Annotated in this window: 10 protein-coding genes; 8 read left to right on the top strand and 2 right to left on the bottom strand. The window is 70.2% G+C overall.

Features of this window, described 5'->3' with window-relative positions:
* Positions 1–39 precede the first annotated feature (39 nt).
* Positions 40–2,718, top strand: a complete 2,679-nt coding sequence (locus AB0C59_RS28965) for a SpoIIE family protein phosphatase (protein WP_363009725.1) — start codon at positions 40–42, stop codon at positions 2,716–2,718.
* A 10-nt stretch (positions 2,719–2,728) separates the two neighbouring features.
* On the opposite strand, the gene AB0C59_RS28960 is transcribed toward AB0C59_RS28965, so the two are convergent.
* Positions 2,729–4,399 carry a TPM domain-containing protein gene (locus tag AB0C59_RS28960; protein WP_363009723.1) on the bottom strand — a complete coding sequence of 557 codons (1,671 nt, stop codon included), beginning with the start codon at positions 4,397–4,399 and terminating at the stop codon, positions 2,729–2,731.
* 378 nt (positions 4,400–4,777) lie between these two features.
* Between AB0C59_RS28960 and AB0C59_RS28955 the strand changes: the two genes are divergently transcribed.
* The gene (locus AB0C59_RS28955) at positions 4,778–6,967 is read left to right on the top strand and encodes an ABC transporter family substrate-binding protein (RefSeq protein ID WP_363009721.1); all 2,190 of its coding nucleotides are present in this window, start codon (positions 4,778–4,780) and stop codon (positions 6,965–6,967) included.
* A gap of 92 nt (positions 6,968–7,059) precedes the next feature.
* On the opposite strand, the gene typA is transcribed toward AB0C59_RS28955, so the two are convergent.
* Positions 7,060–8,967, bottom strand: coding sequence for a translational GTPase TypA (gene typA, locus AB0C59_RS28950; protein ID WP_363009719.1), 1,908 nt, complete (start codon positions 8,965–8,967; stop codon positions 7,060–7,062).
* 685 nt (positions 8,968–9,652) lie between these two features.
* On the opposite strand from typA, the gene AB0C59_RS28945 reads away from it, so the two are divergent.
* From AB0C59_RS28945 to AB0C59_RS28920, 6 genes are all read left to right on the top strand, one after another.
* Positions 9,653–11,281 carry an ABC transporter substrate-binding protein gene (locus AB0C59_RS28945; protein ID WP_363009717.1) on the top strand — a complete coding sequence of 543 codons (1,629 nt, stop codon included), beginning with the start codon at positions 9,653–9,655 and terminating at the stop codon, positions 11,279–11,281.
* Between the two features lie 130 nt (positions 11,282–11,411).
* Entirely contained in the window at positions 11,412–12,341 is a 930-nt protein-coding gene (locus tag AB0C59_RS28940; protein WP_363009715.1) for an ABC transporter permease, read from the top strand.
* Positions 12,334–13,281 (top strand): ABC transporter permease, encoded by a 948-nt coding sequence (locus AB0C59_RS28935; protein ID WP_363009714.1) that lies wholly within the window; start codon positions 12,334–12,336, stop codon positions 13,279–13,281. Before AB0C59_RS28940 ends, AB0C59_RS28935 begins: the two co-directional genes overlap by 8 nt.
* An 11-nt stretch (positions 13,282–13,292) precedes the next feature.
* Positions 13,293–14,345, top strand: coding sequence for an ABC transporter ATP-binding protein (locus AB0C59_RS28930; protein WP_363009712.1), 1,053 nt, complete (start codon positions 13,293–13,295; stop codon positions 14,343–14,345).
* A complete protein-coding gene (locus tag AB0C59_RS28925; RefSeq protein ID WP_363009711.1) occupies positions 14,338–15,486 on the top strand; it encodes a dipeptide ABC transporter ATP-binding protein in 1,149 nt (382 codons plus the stop codon). The genes AB0C59_RS28930 and AB0C59_RS28925 overlap by 8 nt, the downstream gene beginning before the upstream one ends.
* 238 nt (positions 15,487–15,724) lie before the next feature.
* Positions 15,725–17,341, top strand: coding sequence for an ABC transporter substrate-binding protein (locus AB0C59_RS28920; RefSeq protein WP_363009710.1), 1,617 nt, complete (start codon positions 15,725–15,727; stop codon positions 17,339–17,341).
* Positions 17,342–17,372 lie beyond the last annotated feature (31 nt).

The raw sequence follows: 17,372 nt of genomic DNA, 5'->3' as shown, positions 1-17,372 counted from the left end.
ACCGGTGCCGGGCGCGGTGAGCTGGAGGGGACGGTTCGCGTGAGCGAGATACCAGCGAAGGCCACGGAGTCCGAGGACCCGTCGCACGGCGCGGAGGCCGCCGATGCCGCCGGGGCCGGACGGGCCGCGGCGGCCGAGGACGCGTTCGGCTTCGACGCGCCCCGGGAGGTCCCCGGTGCGCCGGGCGGCGGCACCCTGTGGCAGAGCAGTCCGCCCGGTTCGATCTACGACTACATCAAGGTCGCCTCGTTCTCCATCGGCCCGGACGGGCATGTGGACCAGTGGAGTCTGCGGGCCGAGCAGATCTTCGGCGTCCCCGCCGAGCGGGCCGTGGGCCTGGACCCGATCGCCGCGTTCATCTCCCCGCGGCTGCGTGAGCGCGGCCACCGCAAGATGGCCGAGATCCTCGACGGCCGGGAGTGGACCGGCGTCATCCCCTTCCGCGCGCCCGGCGAGGACGGCGCCGAGGGGCTCGCCGAGGTCTACGTCATGCCCACCACGACCGCCGAGGGCGAGCGGGCCGCCGTGTGCATCATCGTGGACGTCCGCACGCTGCGCAGCATCGAGACCGACCTCGCCGCCTCGCAGGCGATTTTCGGCCAATCTCCCTTCGGGTTCCTGCTGATCGACGCCGACCTGCGCGTCCGGCGCGCGAACAAGAGGTTCGCCGCCACCTTCGGGGGTGCCCCCGAGGAGCACCGCGGCCGCTCCGTCCACCACTATCTGCAGTCCCCGGAGGCCGAACGGGTCCTCGCGACCCTGCGCCGCGTCCTGGAGACCGGCGAGTCGATCACGGACATGCATGTCGCCGGCACCGTTCCCGGCAGCGACGAACGCAGGCACTGGTCCGTCAACCTGTACCGCGTGCACAGCGGCAGCGGGCGCCCCATCGGCATCGCCTGGCTCGGCACCGACGTCACCTCCCGCCGCGAGGCCGCCCGCGAGGCCGCCGCCGCACGCCGCAACCTCGCCCTGCTGAACGAGGCGGGCGCGCGCATCGGCAACTCCCTGGACCTGGAGACCACCGCGCGCGAACTGCTCGACGTGGTCGTCCCCGGCTTCTGCGACCTCGCCACCGTCGACCTCCACCAAGGGCTCCTGGCCGGCGACGAGACCCCGCCGGGGCTGGCCGACGGAAGCGCCGAACTGCGCCGTGTCGCCTTCGCCAGCGCCGTGTCCGACACCCCGTTCGACGGCGGACCCGACCCCGTCGACGTCGGCGCGGTCCACCACTACCCGTTCAACTCCCCGTGCGCCGACGCCCTGCGCACCGCCCGGCCCCGGCACGTCCCCGCCGAGGACGGCGGCCTGATCCAGTCCACGCTCGCGGTCCCGATGGTCGCGCACGACACCGTCGTGGGCCTCGCGCAGTTCTCCCGCACCAAGGGCAGCGAGCCGTTCGGCGAACGGGACCGCGCCCTCGCCGTGGAGCTGGCGGCGCGCGCCGCGGTCTGCATCGACAACGCGCGCCTGTACCGCCGTGAGCACGAGCGGGCGTTGATACTGCAGCGCTCCCTGCTGCCCCCCGGCGACCCGGAGGCGTCCGGCCTGGACATCGCCTGCCGCTACCTCCCGGGCAGCGCGGCCACCGGGCGGCCCAGCGAGGTCGGCGGCGACTGGTTCGACGTCATCGAACTCCCCGGGCACCGCACGGCGCTGGTCGTCGGCGACGTCATGGGGCGCGGGCTGCGCGCCGCCGTCGCCATGGGCGAACTCCGCACCGCCGTACGGACCCTGGCGCAGCTCGACCTGGAGCCGGCCGAGGTGCTCTCGCAGCTGGACGAGATCGCCCGGGGCCTCGGCGCGCCCGCCGGGGGCCCCTCCCAGGCCTTCGGCTCCGGGGGAGTGCAGCAGGCCACCCGTGCCGCGCGCAGGCCGCGCGAGGCGGACCTGTCCGAGGTGTACCTCGCGACCTGCGTGTACGCGGTGTACGACTCCGTCACCCGCCGCTGCACCTTCGCCAACGCCGGCCATCTCCCGCCCGTGCTGGTCGAACCGGGCGAACCCGCCCTGATGCTGGACGTCCCGCCCGGGATGCCGCTCGGTGTGGGCGGCGAGCCGTTCGAGGAGGTGGAGGTCGAACTGCCGGAGGGGGCGCTGCTCGCGCTCTACACCGACGGCCTCGTGGAATCCCGCGACCACCCCCTGGACGAGGGGCTCCAGGCGTTCGTCGGCGCGCTGACCGATCCCACGCAGCCGCTCGAGGACGTGTGCGACCACGTTCTGAACACCCTCGACAGCCATCACGGCGAGGACGACATCGCCCTGCTGATGGCCCGGGTGCAGGGGCTGCCCGCCGAGTCCGTCGGCGACTGGACGCTGCCGCGCGAGCCGCGCAGCGTGGGCCGGGCCCGTGAGCACGCCCGCGCCCAGCTCCTGGCCTGGGACCTGGAGCCGCTGGTGGACACGGCGGAGCTGCTCGTCAGCGAGCTGGTCACCAACGCGCTCAGGTACGGGGAGGGGGAGATCAGGCTGCGGCTGCTGCTCGACCGGACACTGGTGTGCGAGGTGTGGGACGCGGGCCTGGTCCAGCCGCGGCGGCGCCGCGCCATGGACACCGACGAGGGGGGCCGCGGGCTGCAACTGGTCGGCCTGCTCTCGGCGGCCTGGGGTTCGCGCCGTACCCCCCGAGGCAAGACGGTGTGGTTCGAGCTGCCTCTCCCCGACGGCGAACACACCCTCACCGACCCGGCAGAGGCCCTCCTGAGCCTGTTCTGACGCACGGCCCTCAGCCCGCCGGGTCCGCCGGGGTCGCCGAGGTCGCGGGGCCTGCCGGGTGGGTCGGCTCGGCCGGGGCCGTTCGGTGGGCCGGGGTTGTCGGGCGGAACGGTTCTCCGCCGGCCCCGCGCCCCCGTGTGGCGGGGCCGCCGTAGTGCGCCGGGCCCGCGGTGCCCGGGCCCTCGGGGGACGGGCCTTCGGAGGACGGGAGCAGGATGCCGCCGAGCACGGCGCTCCCCGTCCAGACCCCCTCGCCGTACGGCGTCCCGAACGCGCGTACGTCCCGCTCCGCGAGCTGCCGTGCCTGGCGGGCCAGCGCGTCCGCCTCCCGGGCGTCGGCCAGCGCCCCGGCCGACGGCGCGCCCACGCCCTCGGGGCGCCCCGGGGTTTCCGGGCCCCCGGCGTCCCTCGGATCCTCCTGGTCCCCCGGGCCCGCCGGCCTTCCCGTGCTCCCGGCCGCGCGCAGCCGCCGTTCCGCCTCCGCGAGCCGCGTCCTGGCCTGGCAACCGACGGCTCCACGGTGCGTCGTCACGTAGTCGGACGTGGCGCGGACGCTACCGTCCGCGACGAGCAGCGCCCGCTGCAGACGCCCGAGCGCGCGCGTCCCCTCCGGCAGACGGCCCAGGGCGCGGTCGAGTCCGGCCGCCGCCTCCTCGATCCGGCGCAGCGCCCCCACCGGGTCGCACCGCACCCCCGTCCCCTGCCCGGAGCCGGGGCCGGCATCGGCACCGCCGTCCTCGCCGCCCTTCCCCCCGCCCACCCCGCACGTCCTGCGCACCGCCGCCGCCACCGACTCCCCGTGGGCGATCCGGCCGCGCAGATCCGCCCGGGCGGTGGCGGTGTTCCCCTGCTCGTTGGCCCGGGCCGCGGCGGCCTCCACGTCGGTGAGGGCGGCGGGCAGGGCCGAGCGCGCGGCGGTCAGATCGGAGGCGAGCCGCGCCACACCGTCCAGCAGCGACTCCGCCTGGCCGACCGCTGCCTCGACGGCCCGCAGAGGGGCCACCGCCGTGTCCTGCTCGCCCCGGTCTAGGGCCTGGCGGGCGAGTCCCAGGCAGGTCGTGGTGAACACCAGCCGGTCCTTGGCCTGTTCGACGTGGCCCGCCACCGGCAGGTAGGCGGACAGCGGGTACCGCTCCCGCAGCCCGGCGAGGGTCCCGTCCGCGTCCGCGATCCGCGCCGCGAGCTCCCTGAACCGCAGCTCGGCGTACTCCACCGCCTCCGGCGCGGTCCGCTCCAGCGCCCGGACCTGGTCGAACCCGGCCGCCGCCGCGTCCAGCCGCCGCCCGGCCGCCGCGCACCGCGCGACGATGTCCGCCAGCAGCGGCCGCGCCTCGCCCCGGCCGTCGTCCATCCGCTGCCGCAGCAGGAACGCCTCGGCCAGCTCCGCACCGGCGTACTCCACGGCATCCGCGTACGGCCGCAGCACCTCGTAGCCGAACTGTCCGGCGACGTAGGAGAGTTCCTCCCGGCTGGCCCGTACGCAGTCGTCCGTCCCGACCAGCGACCGCGCGGCCCGGCGGGCGAGTTCGTCCAGCGGCACCGCGCTCCCCCTGCCGCCGCCGGGAGTCGTGCGCGTCGTCGTACGCAGCCTGCGCCGCATCGACGCGTACGCCGTCACGGCCACGGCGGCGACCGCGGCCACCAGCGGCAGCACCAGGTCGCCCGTCGTGGTCGGCGTCACGTTGTGGAGCGTATGACCGAAGGAGCGGTACCGCGAGTGGTGTGCACCGGATACGGCACCACCCGATGCGGTGAAGCCGCGCCCGACCGGCCGGGCGGCGGCACTCGGCCCCCTCCGGTACGCCCGCGGATCCTCGACCCCAGTTACACCGGCGGTTCGTTCGTGAGGTCGGCGGCGTGCTCCCGCACGCGATGAGCGCCTCGTCCGTGCCGGGGCCGCTCGGCCACGCGGGTGACCTTCCCGGTGTCCGACGCCGTGTCGCCGCACGCCGCCGCGCCCCGTCCTCTTCAGTAGGTCATACATGTGATCAGTCAAATACCCCTAAACCGGATCATAATCCCCGCTCTTCAGTCCGAGCGGCTCCCGGAGGTGGATCTGATGTCCCACGCGATCGGACCGCGCGCGGTGATGCGCTCGGTCGCGTTCCTCGCCGCGGGAGCCCTCGCGGTGCCCGCGCTCGCCGGGTGCAGTTCCGACGACGACGAGGGGAGCAAACCGGTCGCCGCGCAGGACATCGCCCCGGCGGCCCGCACGCTCGTCGCCGACGGCGGCACGCTGCGCTGGGCCGTGGACGCCGTTCCGCAGACCCTGAACACCTTCCAGTCCGACGCCGACGCCGCGACCTCCCGCGTCGCCGGTGCCGTGCTGCCCTCGATGTTCCGCCTGGACGCGAACGGACGCCCCCAGCGCGACCCGAACTTCCTGGAGTCCGCCAAGGTCACCTCGACCGAGCCGAAGCAGGTCGTCGTCTACCGCCTGAGCCAGAAGGCCGTCTGGAGCGACGGCCGGGAGATCGGCGCCGACGACTTCGCCGCCCAGTGGCGCGCCCTCTCCGGCAAGGACACCGCCTACTGGACCGCCCGCAACGCGGGCTACGACCGCATCCAGAAGATCGAGCGGGGCGCGAACAACCTGGAGGTCAAGGTCACCTTCAGCAAGCCGTACGCCGACTGGAGGGCGCTGTTCTCCCCGCTGTACCCGAAGGACGTCATGGGTACGCCGACCAGCTTCAACGACGGGGCCAGGAACACCCTGAAGGTCACGGCGGGCCCGTTCGCCCTCGCGGGCGTCGACCGCAAGGCCGGCACGATCACGCTCAGCCGCAACCCCCGCTGGTGGGGCAGCCCCGCCAAGCTCTCCCAGATCCAGCTCGTGGCCGTCCCGCGCGACCAGCGGGCCGCCGCCGTCGCCGCCGGGAAGATCGACATGGCCGACGTGGACCCGGAGGAGGCCCAGCGGTTCACGCTCGCCCAGGGCAAGAACGGCAGCCCCGCCGAGGGCTCCACCACCGGGGCCTCGGCCGGCGCGTCCACCGACCCGAGCGGGTCCCCCGACGCGAGCGACACGCCGGACGCGAGCGGCACACCGGGCGAACCCGGCCCCCAGGCGAAGCAGCCGTCGGGCGCCTTCGTGCTCCGCAAGTCGCTGGAGCCCGCCTACACCCAGCTCGCCCTGAACGGATCGCAGGGCCCCCTGTCGGACGAGCGGGTGCGCCGGGCGGTGGCCCGCGCGCTGGACCGCAGGGAACTGGCGGGGCTGGTGCTCAAGCCGCTCGGGCTGCCCGCGGTGCCGGTCGGCAGCCATCTGGCCCTCTCGGGCCAGGACGACTACGCCGACAACAGCGGCGCCCTCGGCGACCAGGACACGGGCCAGTCGCAGGCGCTGCTGACCGAGGCGGGCTGGGTGGCCGGCGGGCCGGTCAAGGACGAGCGGAAGACGGCCGGGTCCAAGGGCAGGAAGACCCCCGCGTCCCCGTCCGCGCAGCCCTCCGACGGCGGGGCGGCGGCCGGCGGCCACGACGACAACAAGGACCCGGGCGACCACACCAAGCAGCACGGACTCCAGCGCCCACCCGAGTTCGGACCGGAGCCCGGCTTCAAGGGTGGCGCGCCCGGGGCGTACGCCCCCAGGGGCACCGCCGCCCCGGCCGGTTCGGCGTCCGGGACGTACGCCCCCAGGGGCACCGCCGCCCCGGCCGGTTCGGCGTCCGGGACGTACGCCAAGGACGGCAAGGCGCTGGTCCTGCGGTTCGTGCTGCCCTCCGGGCCCGGCTCGCAGTCGCTGCGGACGGTGGGGGACCGCATCGCGGCCATGCTCGACAAGGTCGGGATCCGCACCCAGATCACCAAGGTCTCCGACGACAGCTACTTCAAGGACCACATCGCGAACGGCGACTACGACCTGGCGCTGTACTCGTGGCCCGCGTCCGCCTTCCCGGCGACCGACGCCCGGCCGATCTACGCCAAGCCGCTGCCGGCCGCGGACGGCTCGCTCAGCATCGAGCAGAACTACACCCGGGTCGGCACCGACCAGGTGAACCAGCTCTTCGACGACGCGATCGCCACCCTGGACGAGGGCGAGGAGCGGGACCTGGTGCGCAAGGCCGACGCCCGCATCTGGGCCACGGCGGGGTCGATCCCCCTCTACCAGCGCCCCCAGCTCACGATCGCCCGCAAGGACCTCGCCAACACGGGCGCGTTCGGCTTCCAGACCCCCGTCTACGAGGACATGGGCTTCCTGAAGACGGGGGCGAAGCTGCCCCCGAGCCCCTCGGGAAGCCCGTCCTAGAGCCACCACCGGAAAACCACCGAGCGCCGGGACGGACGTCCGTCCCGGCGCTCGGTGGTCTTCGGCTGCCGGCCGCTCGGGCCGGCCCCGGATCAGCTGTGCTTGGCGCGGCTCGCGGCGCGCGAGCGCTCACGCTGGTCGAGCACGACCTTGCGGATGCGGACGGCCTCCGGGGTCACCTCGACGCACTCGTCGTCGCGGCAGAACTCCAGGGACTGCTCCAGCGACAGCTTGCGCGGCGGCACGATCGACTCGGCGATGTCCGACGTGGCCGAGCGGATGTTGGTGAGCTTCTTCTCCTTGGTGATGTTGACGTCCATGTCGTCGGAGCGGGAGTTCTCACCGACGATCATGCCCTCGTACACCTCGGTGCCCGGCTCGATGAACAGCACGCCGCGCTCCTGGAGGTTCGTCATCGCGAAGGCGGTGACGGCGCCGGCGCGGTCGGCGACCAGGGAGCCGTTGTTACGGGTCTGCAGGGGGCCGAACCAGGGCTCGTGGCCCTCGTGGATCGAGTGGGCGATACCCGTGCCGCGCGTGCCGGTCAGGAACTCGGTACGGAAGCCGATCAGACCGCGCGAGGGCACCACGAACTCCATGCGCACCCAGCCGGAGCCGTGGTTGGACATGTTGTCCATGCGGCCCTTGCGGACACCCATGAGCTGCGTGACCGGGCCCATGTGCTCCTCGGGCACGTCGATCGTCAGGCGCTCGACGGGCTCGTGCACCTTGCCGTCGACCTCGCGCGTGACGACCTGCGGCTTGCCGACGGTCAGCTCGTAGCCCTCGCGGCGCATGGTCTCGACCAGGATGGCGAGCGCCAGCTCACCACGGCCCTGCACCTCCCAGGCGTCCGGACGCTCGGTGTCCAGGACCCGCAGCGAGACGTTGCCGATCAGCTCGCGGTCGAGGCGGTCCTTGACCTGGCGGGCGGTGACCTTGCGGTCCTTGACCGTGGTCTTGGCGTTGGCGCCCTTGCCGGTGCCGCCCCGGCCGACCATCGGCGAGGTGTTCGTACCGATGACCATCGAGATCGCGGGCTCGTCGACCGTGATCAGCGGCAGCGCGATCGGGTTCTCGGTGTCCGCCAGGGTCTCACCGATCATGATCTCGGGGATGCCCGCGACGGCGCAGATGTCACCGGGGCCGGCCTTCTCGGCGGGCTTGCGGGTGAGGGCCTCGGTCATCATCAGCTCGGTGATGCGGACGTTGCTGATCGAGCCGTCGCGCTTGATCCAGGCGACGTTCTGGCCCTTGCGCAGCTCGCCCTGCTCGACGCGCAGCAGCGCGATACGGCCGAGGAAGTTGTCGGCGTCGAGGTTGGTGACGTGGGCCTGGAGCGGCGCGTCCTCCTCGTAGGTGGGGGCCGGGATGTGCTCCAGGATCGTGGAGAAGAACGGCTCCAGGTCGGTGGAGTCGCCCGGGACCGTGCCGTTCTCCGGCTTGGTCAGGGAGGCGATGCCGTCACGGCCGCAGGCGTAGACGATCGGGAACTCGATCTGGTCCTCGTCCGCGTCCACGTCCAGGAAGAGGTCGTACGTCTCGTTGACGACCTCGTCGATACGGGCGTCGGGGCGGTCCGTCTTGTTGATGCACAGGATGACGGGCAGCCGGGCCTGGAGCGCCTTGCGCAGCACGAAGCGGGTCTGCGGCAGCGGGCCCTCGGACGCGTCCACGAGGAGGACCACGCCGTCCACCATCGACAGACCGCGCTCGACCTCGCCACCGAAGTCGGCGTGGCCGGGGGTGTCGATGATGTTGATCGTGACGGGCTCCCCGCCGTCCTTGGGGTGGTACTTCACCGCCGTGTTCTTGGCGAGGATCGTGATGCCCTTTTCACGCTCCAGGTCGTTCGAGTCCATGACGCGGTCGTCGACCTGCTCAAGCTGGTGGGCGGCGAAGGCGCCGGCCTGCTTCAGCATGCCGTCGACGATGGTCGTCTTGCCGTGGTCGACGTGGGCGACGATGGCGACGTTGCGGATGTCGTGGCGCGTGGCCATATTGCGACGTACTCCCGGAGTGGTGAGGACGGCCTGCGCGTACATCTGTGCTACGCGGGCCCTGCCGGGCTGAACATGCCACGGCCTCACCCCATGGTACGTGCCGGTCCGCGGTACGGCCTGGCGGGCCGGTTCGGGCGTGCGGCACCCCCGGATCCGCCCCCGCTCCGCACCCCGCGAGCCGATACAGGGTTATCCCCATGATTGACCCGAGAAGCGGAAGTGATCATGCCGGATGCCCTCCTGGCGGCTAGGGTTGCCGGAATACGCGCGGCCTCTCCACGGGGTCTCCACGAGCCTCCATATCTCGCGCGTGCGGCGTTCGAGGGTCACCTCCGCCGTCGAGGGCAACCTCTTTCCCTGTCAAGATCGTCCGCTATTCGGACGGTCGATCCCGATAGTCGTGTAACAAGTCCGTTTCGTAGCGATCTTTCGGCAAACACTTTGTCCGGATTTTGGAAGAAGTACGCGGCAGGTGTGATCGAACCGAGACCTCAGGGGTGTGGTTCGTCCCGGTCCTTTGGCAGATAGTTAGGCGCGTAGAGCTCGGAGGAACGGGTCATGTGTTGCAGATAGGCACCGACTCACGAGCGCGGGGCACTTGACACTTTCAGGCGCCGGTGACGGCGGAATGTCGAGTGCTCCCCCATGCGGTGAACCATTTGGACTCTTGAGGAGGAGCCCCATGCGTGGTGCCAACAGCGCCAAGTGGGTTGCGATAGCGGCCGTTGTGGCCCTGGGCGTGACGGCCTGTGGTGGTGGCAGCTCGGACAGCGGGTCGTCGTCGAAGGCTGTCGACCCCAACGGCATCTTCAGCTACCAGAGCAGCGAGCCCCAGCACCCCATCCAGCCGGCCAACGTCATGGAGACCGGCGGCGGTCGCATCACGGACGCCCTCTTCAGCGGCCTGGTCGAGTTCGACCCGAAGAGCGGCCAGCTCGAGAACCTGGTGGCCGAGTCCATCAAGCAGGACGACGCCAGCCACTACACGATCAAGCTGAAGTCGGGCTGGACCTTCCACAACGGTGAGAAGGTCACCTCGCACTCCTTCGTCGACGCCTGGAACTGGGGCGCCAACACGAAGAACGCGCAGGAGAACGCCTCGTGGTTCTCCGACATCAAGGGCTACGACGAGGTCCACCCGGAGAAGGGTGCCCCGAAGGCCGACAAGATGTCGGGCCTGTCCACCCCGGACGACTCCACCATCAAGGTGGAGCTGGCCAACCCGGCTCCGTACTGGGAGTACAAGCTCGGCTACAGCGCGTTCTACCCGCTGCCCAAGGTCTTCTTCACCAACCCGAAGAAGTACGGCCAGGAGCCCATCGGCAACGGCGCCTACCAGTTCTCCAAGTGGAACCACAACCAGGACTTCCTGGTGAAGGCCTACAAGAACTACGCGGGCGAGAAGCCGAAGAACGGCGGCATCGACTTCAAGTTCTACACAACCTCCGAGGCCGCCTACAAGGACGCCACCTCGGACAACCTGGACGTGCTCGACCAGGTCGCGCCGAGCGGCATGGGCACCTACCACCAGGACCTCGGCGACCGTGCCGTCGACGCCCCGCAGAACGCGATCCAGACCATCGCGGTCGCCGAGTACGCGCCGTCGATCAAGGGCCTGAAGGACCGCGGCAAGTTCATGGAGGGTCTCTCCATGGCGATCGACCGCGACACCATCACCAAGACGGTGCTCGCCGGTTCGCGTACCCCCGCCACCAGCTACGTCCCGCCGGCCGTCAAGGGCTACAAGGCCGACGCCTGTGGTGAGGCCTGCAAGTACAACCCCACCAAGGCCAAGCAGCTGATCCAGGAGTCGGGTGGCGCCAACGCGCAGATCTCGGTCCTGTACAACGCCGACGGCGGCCACAAGGAATGGGTGACGGCCGTGTGCGCCAACATCACCCAGAACACCGGCGTCAAGTGCCAGGGTGACGCGAAGGCCGACTTCAAGACGGTCCTGGACGTCCGCACCAAGAAGAAGGTCCAGAGCTTCTACCGCTCCGGCTGGGTGCAGGACTACCCGCTGAACGCCAACTTCCTCAAGGACCTGTACGGCACCACGGCGGCGGGCAACGAGGGCGGCTACTCCAACAAGGAGTTCGACACCCTCGCGGCGAAGGCCGACAATGCCGCCACGCTGGACGACTCGGTGAAGCTGTACCAGGAGGCCGAGGCGGTTCTGTACAAGGACATGCCGGCCATCCCGCTCTGGTACTACAAGACGAACGCCGGCTACTCCAAGAACGTGAAGAACGTCAGCTACGACACCTTCGGCAAGGTCAACTGGTCTGCTGTCGAGGTCTTCAAGAAGTAAGGGCCGTAACGGTCGATTCACCGAGGTGCCCGCGCCCGCCGCGGGCACCCACCGTTCATGATCGGCGGCTGCCCCCCACCCTCCACGCGCGGAGGGGGCAGCCGCCGGAGCGGCTCACAATGGAGGCTCGATGGGGCGCTACGTCGCGCGGCGACTGCTCCAGATGATCCCGGTCTTCTTCGGGACCACTCTGCTCATCTTTTTGATGGTGTATTCCCTGCCCGGTGACCCCGTGCGGGCGCTGTGGGGCGACAGACCAGCCGACCCCGTCGCGATGGCGCACCTGAAGCACGAATACTGGCTCGACCGGCCGGTGTTCGAACAGTACTGGCACTACATCAGTAACGTGCTCCAGGGCGACTTCGGCACCAGCTTCGTGACCGGCCGCAGAGTCGTGGACGTCCTTTCCGAAGCCTTCCCTGTGACCATCCGCCTGGCTCTGGTCGCGTTCGGCATCGAGATCGTCGTCGGCCTGGCGCTCGGACTGCTGTCCGGTCTGAACCGCGGCAAGATCTACGACAAGCTCGTGCTGGTCATCACGCTGGTCCTGATCTCGATCCCGATCTTCGTGCTCGGCTTCATCGCCCAGACGGTCTTCGCCGACGATCTGGGCTGGACCACCGCGACGGTGCAGGACTCCAACGACATCACCCAGCTGATCCTGCCGGGCGTCATCCTGGGCTCGCTGTCCTTCGCCTACGTCGCGCGACTGAGCCGGACCTCCATCGCGGAGAACCTGCGCGCCGACTACGTGCGCACGGCCGTGGCCAAGGGCCTGCCGCGCCGTCGCGTCATCGGCGTCCACCTGCTGCGCAACTCGCTGATCCCCGTGGTCACCTTCCTCGGCACCGACCTGGGCGCCCTGATGGGTGGAGCCATCGTCACCGAGGGCATCTTCAACGTGCACGGCATCGGCAACACGCTGTACCGGTCGATCAACCAGTCCGACAACACCACCGTCGTCGGCATCGTGACCATCCTGGTGATCGTCTACCTGGTCTCCAGCCTCGTTGTCGACCTGCTCTACGCCGTCCTGGACCCGAGGATCCGCTATGTCTGACGCACTCACGACCGAAACGGTCCTGGAGGAGGAGGCCGCCGGCGCGGTGGCCCCGAACCCGAACCCGTCGAAGGACAAGGCGCGCAGTCTCTGGTCCGACGCCTGGCGGGACCTGCGCCGCAACCCCTTCTTCATCGTGTCCGCCGTGCTGATCGTGGTGCTGGTGCTCATCGCCGTCATCCCGAGCCTGTTCACCGACACGGACCCGGCGCACGCGGACCTCGTCCACCACTACCTGACCGGCCCCAACTGGAGCCACGTCGGCCAGGCCGACTGGTTCGGCTTCGACGGTCAGGGCCGCAGCGTGTACGCCCGGACGATGTACGGCGCCCGCGCCTCGATCATCGTCGGCGTCTTCACGACCCTCGGCGCCGCGGTGACCGGCAGCATCATGGGCATGCTCGCCGGCTACTACGGCGGCTGGATCGACTCGCTGCTCTCGCGTCTCACCGACGTCTTCTTCGGCATCCCGCTGCTGCTGGGCGCGATCGTCGCCCTGAACGCCTTCACCCACCGCACCGTGTGGACCGTGGTGGCCGCGATGGTCTTCCTCGGCTGGACCCAGATCACCCGCGTCATGCGCGGTTCGGTGATCACCGTCAAGCAGCAGGACTACGTGCAGGCCGCGCGGGCGCTCGGCGCGAGCACCGGCCGGATCCTGCTGCGGCACATCCTGCCCAACGCGGTCGCCCCGGTGATCGTCGTCTCCACCATCGCGCTCGGTGGCTACATCTCGCTCGAGGCGACCCTGTCCTTCCTCGGCATCGGCCTCCCGGACAGCGCCATCTCCTGGGGCAACGACATCTCGTCCGCGCAGACGGTCATCCGTACCGCGCCGCACGTGCTGTTCTTCCCCAGTGCCCTGCTGAGCATCACCGTGCTCGCGTTCATCATGCTCGGCGACGCGGTCCGCGACGCCCTCGACCCGAAGCTGCGCTGAGGGAGGCGTACGTGACGATCATCGAAGACACCGAATCCGTCCCCGCCTCCACCGAGGAGCACCAGGGGCCGCTGCTGGACGTGCGCGACCTGCATGTCGAGTTCCACACCCGGGACGGCGTGGCCAAGGCCGTCAACGGCGTCAACTACAGCGTGAGCGCGGGCGAGACGCTGGCGGTGCTGGGCGAGTCCGGCTCCGGCAAGTCCGTCACCGCCCAGGCGATCATGGGCATCCTCGACATGCCGCCGGGAAGGATCCCCAAGGGGGAGATCCTCTTCCGCGGCCAGGACATGCTCAAGATGTCCGCCGAGGAGCGCCGCAAGATCCGTGGCCGCCGTATCGCCATGATCTTCCAGGACGCGCTCAGCTCCCTGAACCCGGTGCTGAGCGTCGGCTACCAGCTCGGTGAGATGTTCCGCATCCACCTGGGCCTGTCCCGGAAGGAGGCCAAGGCCAAGGCCATCGAGCTGATGGACCGGGTGAAGATCCCGGCCGCCGCGGCCCGGGTCGACGACTACCCGCACCAGTTCTCCGGCGGTATGCGCCAGCGCATCATGATCGCCATGGCGCTGGCTCTGGAGCCGGACCTGATCATCGCCGACGAGCCCACCACGGCCCTCGACGTGACGGTCCAGGCCCAGGTCATGGACCTGCTCGCGGATCTGCAGCGCGAGTACAACATGGGCCTGATCCTGATCACCCACGACCTCGGTGTCGTCGCCGACGTGGCCGACAAGATCGCGGTGATGTACGCGGGCCGGATCGTGGAGACCGCCCCGGTCCACGAGCTGTACAAGCGCCCCGCGCACCCGTACACCAAGGGTCTGCTGGACTCGATCCCGCGCCTGGACCAGAAGGGCCAGGAGCTGTTCGCGATCAAGGGTCTGCCGCCCAACCTGCTGCACACCCCCGCGGGCTGCGCCTTCAACCCGCGCTGCCCCATGGCCCAGGACGTCTGCCGCACCGACGTCCCGGTCCTGCACCCGGTCACCGAGAAGGACGGCGCCGAGCTGTCCGGCCGCGGCTCGGCGTGCCACTTCTGGAAGGAGACGCTCCATGGCTGAGTCCCCCAAGAAAGACATGACGGCCGACGCCACGCCGAACGTCTCCGACGTCGAGGTGGTGGACGCGCACTCCGAGGAGGAGGCGGTCGCGGCCATCGAGGCACCGGTCGAGCGCGGTGAGCCGATCCTCCAGGTCCGCAACCTGGTCAAGCACTTCCCGCTGACCCAGGGCATCCTGTTCAAGCGGCAGGTCGGCGCGGTCAAGGCCGTCGACGGCGTCTCCTTCGACCTGTACCAGGGCGAGACCCTGGGCATCGTGGGCGAGTCCGGCTGCGGCAAGTCGACGGTGGCCAAGCTCCTGATGAACCTGGAGTCGGCCACGGCCGGCGAGATCTTCTACAAGGGCCAGGACATCACCAAGCTGTCCGGCCGGGCGCTGAAGGCGGTGCGCCGGAACATCCAGATGGTGTTCCAGGACCCGTACACCTCGCTGAACCCCCGTATGACGGTGGGCGACATCATCGGCGAGCCCTTCGACATCCACCCCGAGGTGGCCCCGAAGGGCGACCGGCGCCGCAAGGTGCAGGAGCTGCTGGACGTCGTCGGCCTGAACCCCGAGTACATCCACCGCTACCCGCACCAGTTCTCCGGCGGCCAGCGCCAGCGCATCGGCATCGCCCGCGGTCTCGCGCTCAACCCGGAGATCATCATCTGCGACGAGCCGGTCTCCGCGCTCGACGTGTCCGTCCAGGCCCAGGTCGTCAACCTGATGGAGCGCCTGCAGGACGAGTTCAACCTGTCCTACGTCTTCATCGCGCACGACCTGTCCATCGTCCGGCACATCTCGGACCGCGTGGGCGTCATGTACCTCGGCCGCATGGTCGAGATCGGTACGGACGAGCAGATCTACGAGCACTCGACGCACCCCTACACCCAGGCGCTGCTGTCGGCCGTCCCGGTCCCGGACCCGGACGCCCGTGAGAACCGCGAGCGCATCATCCTGACCGGCGACGTCCCGTCCCCGGCCAACCCGCCCTCCGGCTGCCGGTTCCGCACCCGCTGCTGGAAGGCGGAGGACCGGTGCTCGCAGGAGACCCCGCTGCTGGCGATCCCCGAGCCGTACAAGGCCTCGGACTCCCTGGCCGCCCACGAGTCGGCCTGCCACTTCGCCGAGGAGAAGGACGTCGTGAACGCGGCCTGACCCTCCCGCTCCACCCCGTCGTTCCACCCGGATCCCGGCACCCCTCCAAGGTGTGCCGGGATCCGGCGTTCACGGGCGCGCACCCCGTTCCCGATCGCCTGCGACATGTCCGCCATCCGGATGACCTCCTCACCCGGACGAGTGGAGTCAGTAGGTGAAATGTCGCCTGAATGCTGAGATTGACCGAGAAGGGACAGCGCCCCGGCGCTGAGGTCGGCGCACTCCAGGGAGGCACTCCATGCGGGGAGTCAGGCACGCGAGTTGGGCGGCGGTCATGGCGGTGGCCGCCCTCGTGACGGCCGGCTGCGGGGCGGGCGGCGGCAGCGGCTCCGGGGTGCTCAGCTCGTCCTGGGGCGATCCGCAGAACCCGCTGGAGCCGTCCAACACCAATGAGGTGCAGGGCGGGAAGGTCCTCGACATGATCTTCCGGGGGCTCAAGCGCTACAACCCGCGGACCGGCGCCGCCGAGGACATGCTCGCTCAGAAGATCGACACCACCGACTCGCAGAACTTCACGATCACCGTGAAGGACGGCTGGAAGTTCAGCAACGGCGAGGCGGTCACGGCCACGTCCTTCGTCGACGCCTGGAACTACGGGGCGAGCCTGAAGAACAACCAGAAGAACGCGTACTTCTTCCAGTACATCGAGGGCTACGACAAGGTCCACCCCGAGTCGGGCTCCCAGTCCGCCGACACCCTCTCCGGGCTCAAGGTCACCGGCCCGCGCACCTTCACCGTGCGGCTCGGCCAGAAGTTCTCCTCCTTCCCCGACACCCTCGGCTACGCGGCCTTCGCACCGCTGCCCCGGACGTTCTTCAGCGACCACGCCGCCTGGCTCAGGAAGCCCGTCGGCAACGGGCCCTACCAGGTCGACTCGTACACCAAGGGCTCCCAGATGTCCCTGCGGAAATGGGACGCCTACCCCGGCCCGGACAAGGCACAGAACGACGGGGTCGACCTGAAGGTCTACACCGACAGCAACACCGCCTACACCGACCTGCTGGCCGGCAACCTCGACCTCGTGGACGACGTGCCCGCCACCCAGCTGAAGAACGTCAAGAAGGACCTCGACGGCCGCTACATCAACACCCCCGCCGGCATCATCCAGACACTCGCCTTCCCTTACTACGACGCCCGATGGAACAAGCCGGGCATGGAGAAGGTCCGCACCGGCCTGTCCATGGCGATCAACCGCGACCAGATCACCCGCTCGATCTTCTCCAGGACGCGGACCCCGGCCACCGACTGGACCTCTCCCGTGCTCGGCGAGGCCGGCGGCTACCGGTCGGGACTGTGCGGCGACGCCTGCTCCTACAACCCGGCCCAGGCCAAGAAGCTGATCCAGGAGGGCGGCGGGCTGCCCGGCGGCCAGGTCAGGATCACGTACAACGCGGACACCGGCTCCCACAAGGAGTGGGTGGACGCCCTGTGCAACTCGATCAACAACGCCCTGGGCAACGACAAGGCGTGCGTCGGCAACCCGGTCGGCACCTTCGCCGACTTCCGCAACCAGATCGGCGGGCACAAGATGTCCGGGCCGTTCCGGGCCGGCTGGCAGATGGACTACCCGCTCATCCAGAACTTCCTCCAGCCGCTCTACTACACCAACGCCTCCTCCAACGACGGCAAGTGGTCCAACAAGGACTTCGACAAGCTGGTCGACCAGGCGAACGCGCAGAGCGACACCACCCAGGCCGTGAAGCTGTTCCAGCAGGCCGAGGAGGTGGTGCGGGACAACATGGCCGCCATCCCGCTCTGGTACCAGAACGGCAGCGCGGGCTACTCGTCCCGCCTGTCCCACGTGGTCCTCAACCCGTTCAGCGTCCCCGTCTACAACGAGATCAAGGTCGGCTGAGCCCCGCCCGGCAGCCCCTGACCCCGGAGGA

This window comes from Streptomyces sp. NPDC048664 (genome assembly GCF_040650555.1).
Lineage (GTDB): Bacteria > Actinomycetota > Actinomycetes > Streptomycetales > Streptomycetaceae > Streptomyces.
This window is presented reverse-complemented; position numbering and strand designations above follow the sequence as displayed.

Coding starts and splice junctions, on each gene's coding strand:
- AB0C59_RS28955 (WP_363009721.1), top strand. CDS start 4,778: ATGTCCCACGCGATCGGACCGCGCGCGGTGATGCGCTCGGTCGCGTTC.
- typA (WP_363009719.1), bottom strand. CDS start 8,967: ATGGCCACGCGCCACGACATCCGCAACGTCGCCATCGTCGCCCACGTC.
- AB0C59_RS28945 (WP_363009717.1), top strand. CDS start 9,653: ATGCGTGGTGCCAACAGCGCCAAGTGGGTTGCGATAGCGGCCGTTGTG.
- AB0C59_RS28940 (WP_363009715.1), top strand. CDS start 11,412: ATGGGGCGCTACGTCGCGCGGCGACTGCTCCAGATGATCCCGGTCTTC.
- AB0C59_RS28935 (WP_363009714.1), top strand. CDS start 12,334: ATGTCTGACGCACTCACGACCGAAACGGTCCTGGAGGAGGAGGCCGCC.
- AB0C59_RS28925 (WP_363009711.1), top strand. CDS start 14,338: ATGGCTGAGTCCCCCAAGAAAGACATGACGGCCGACGCCACGCCGAAC.
- AB0C59_RS28920 (WP_363009710.1), top strand. CDS start 15,725: ATGCGGGGAGTCAGGCACGCGAGTTGGGCGGCGGTCATGGCGGTGGCC.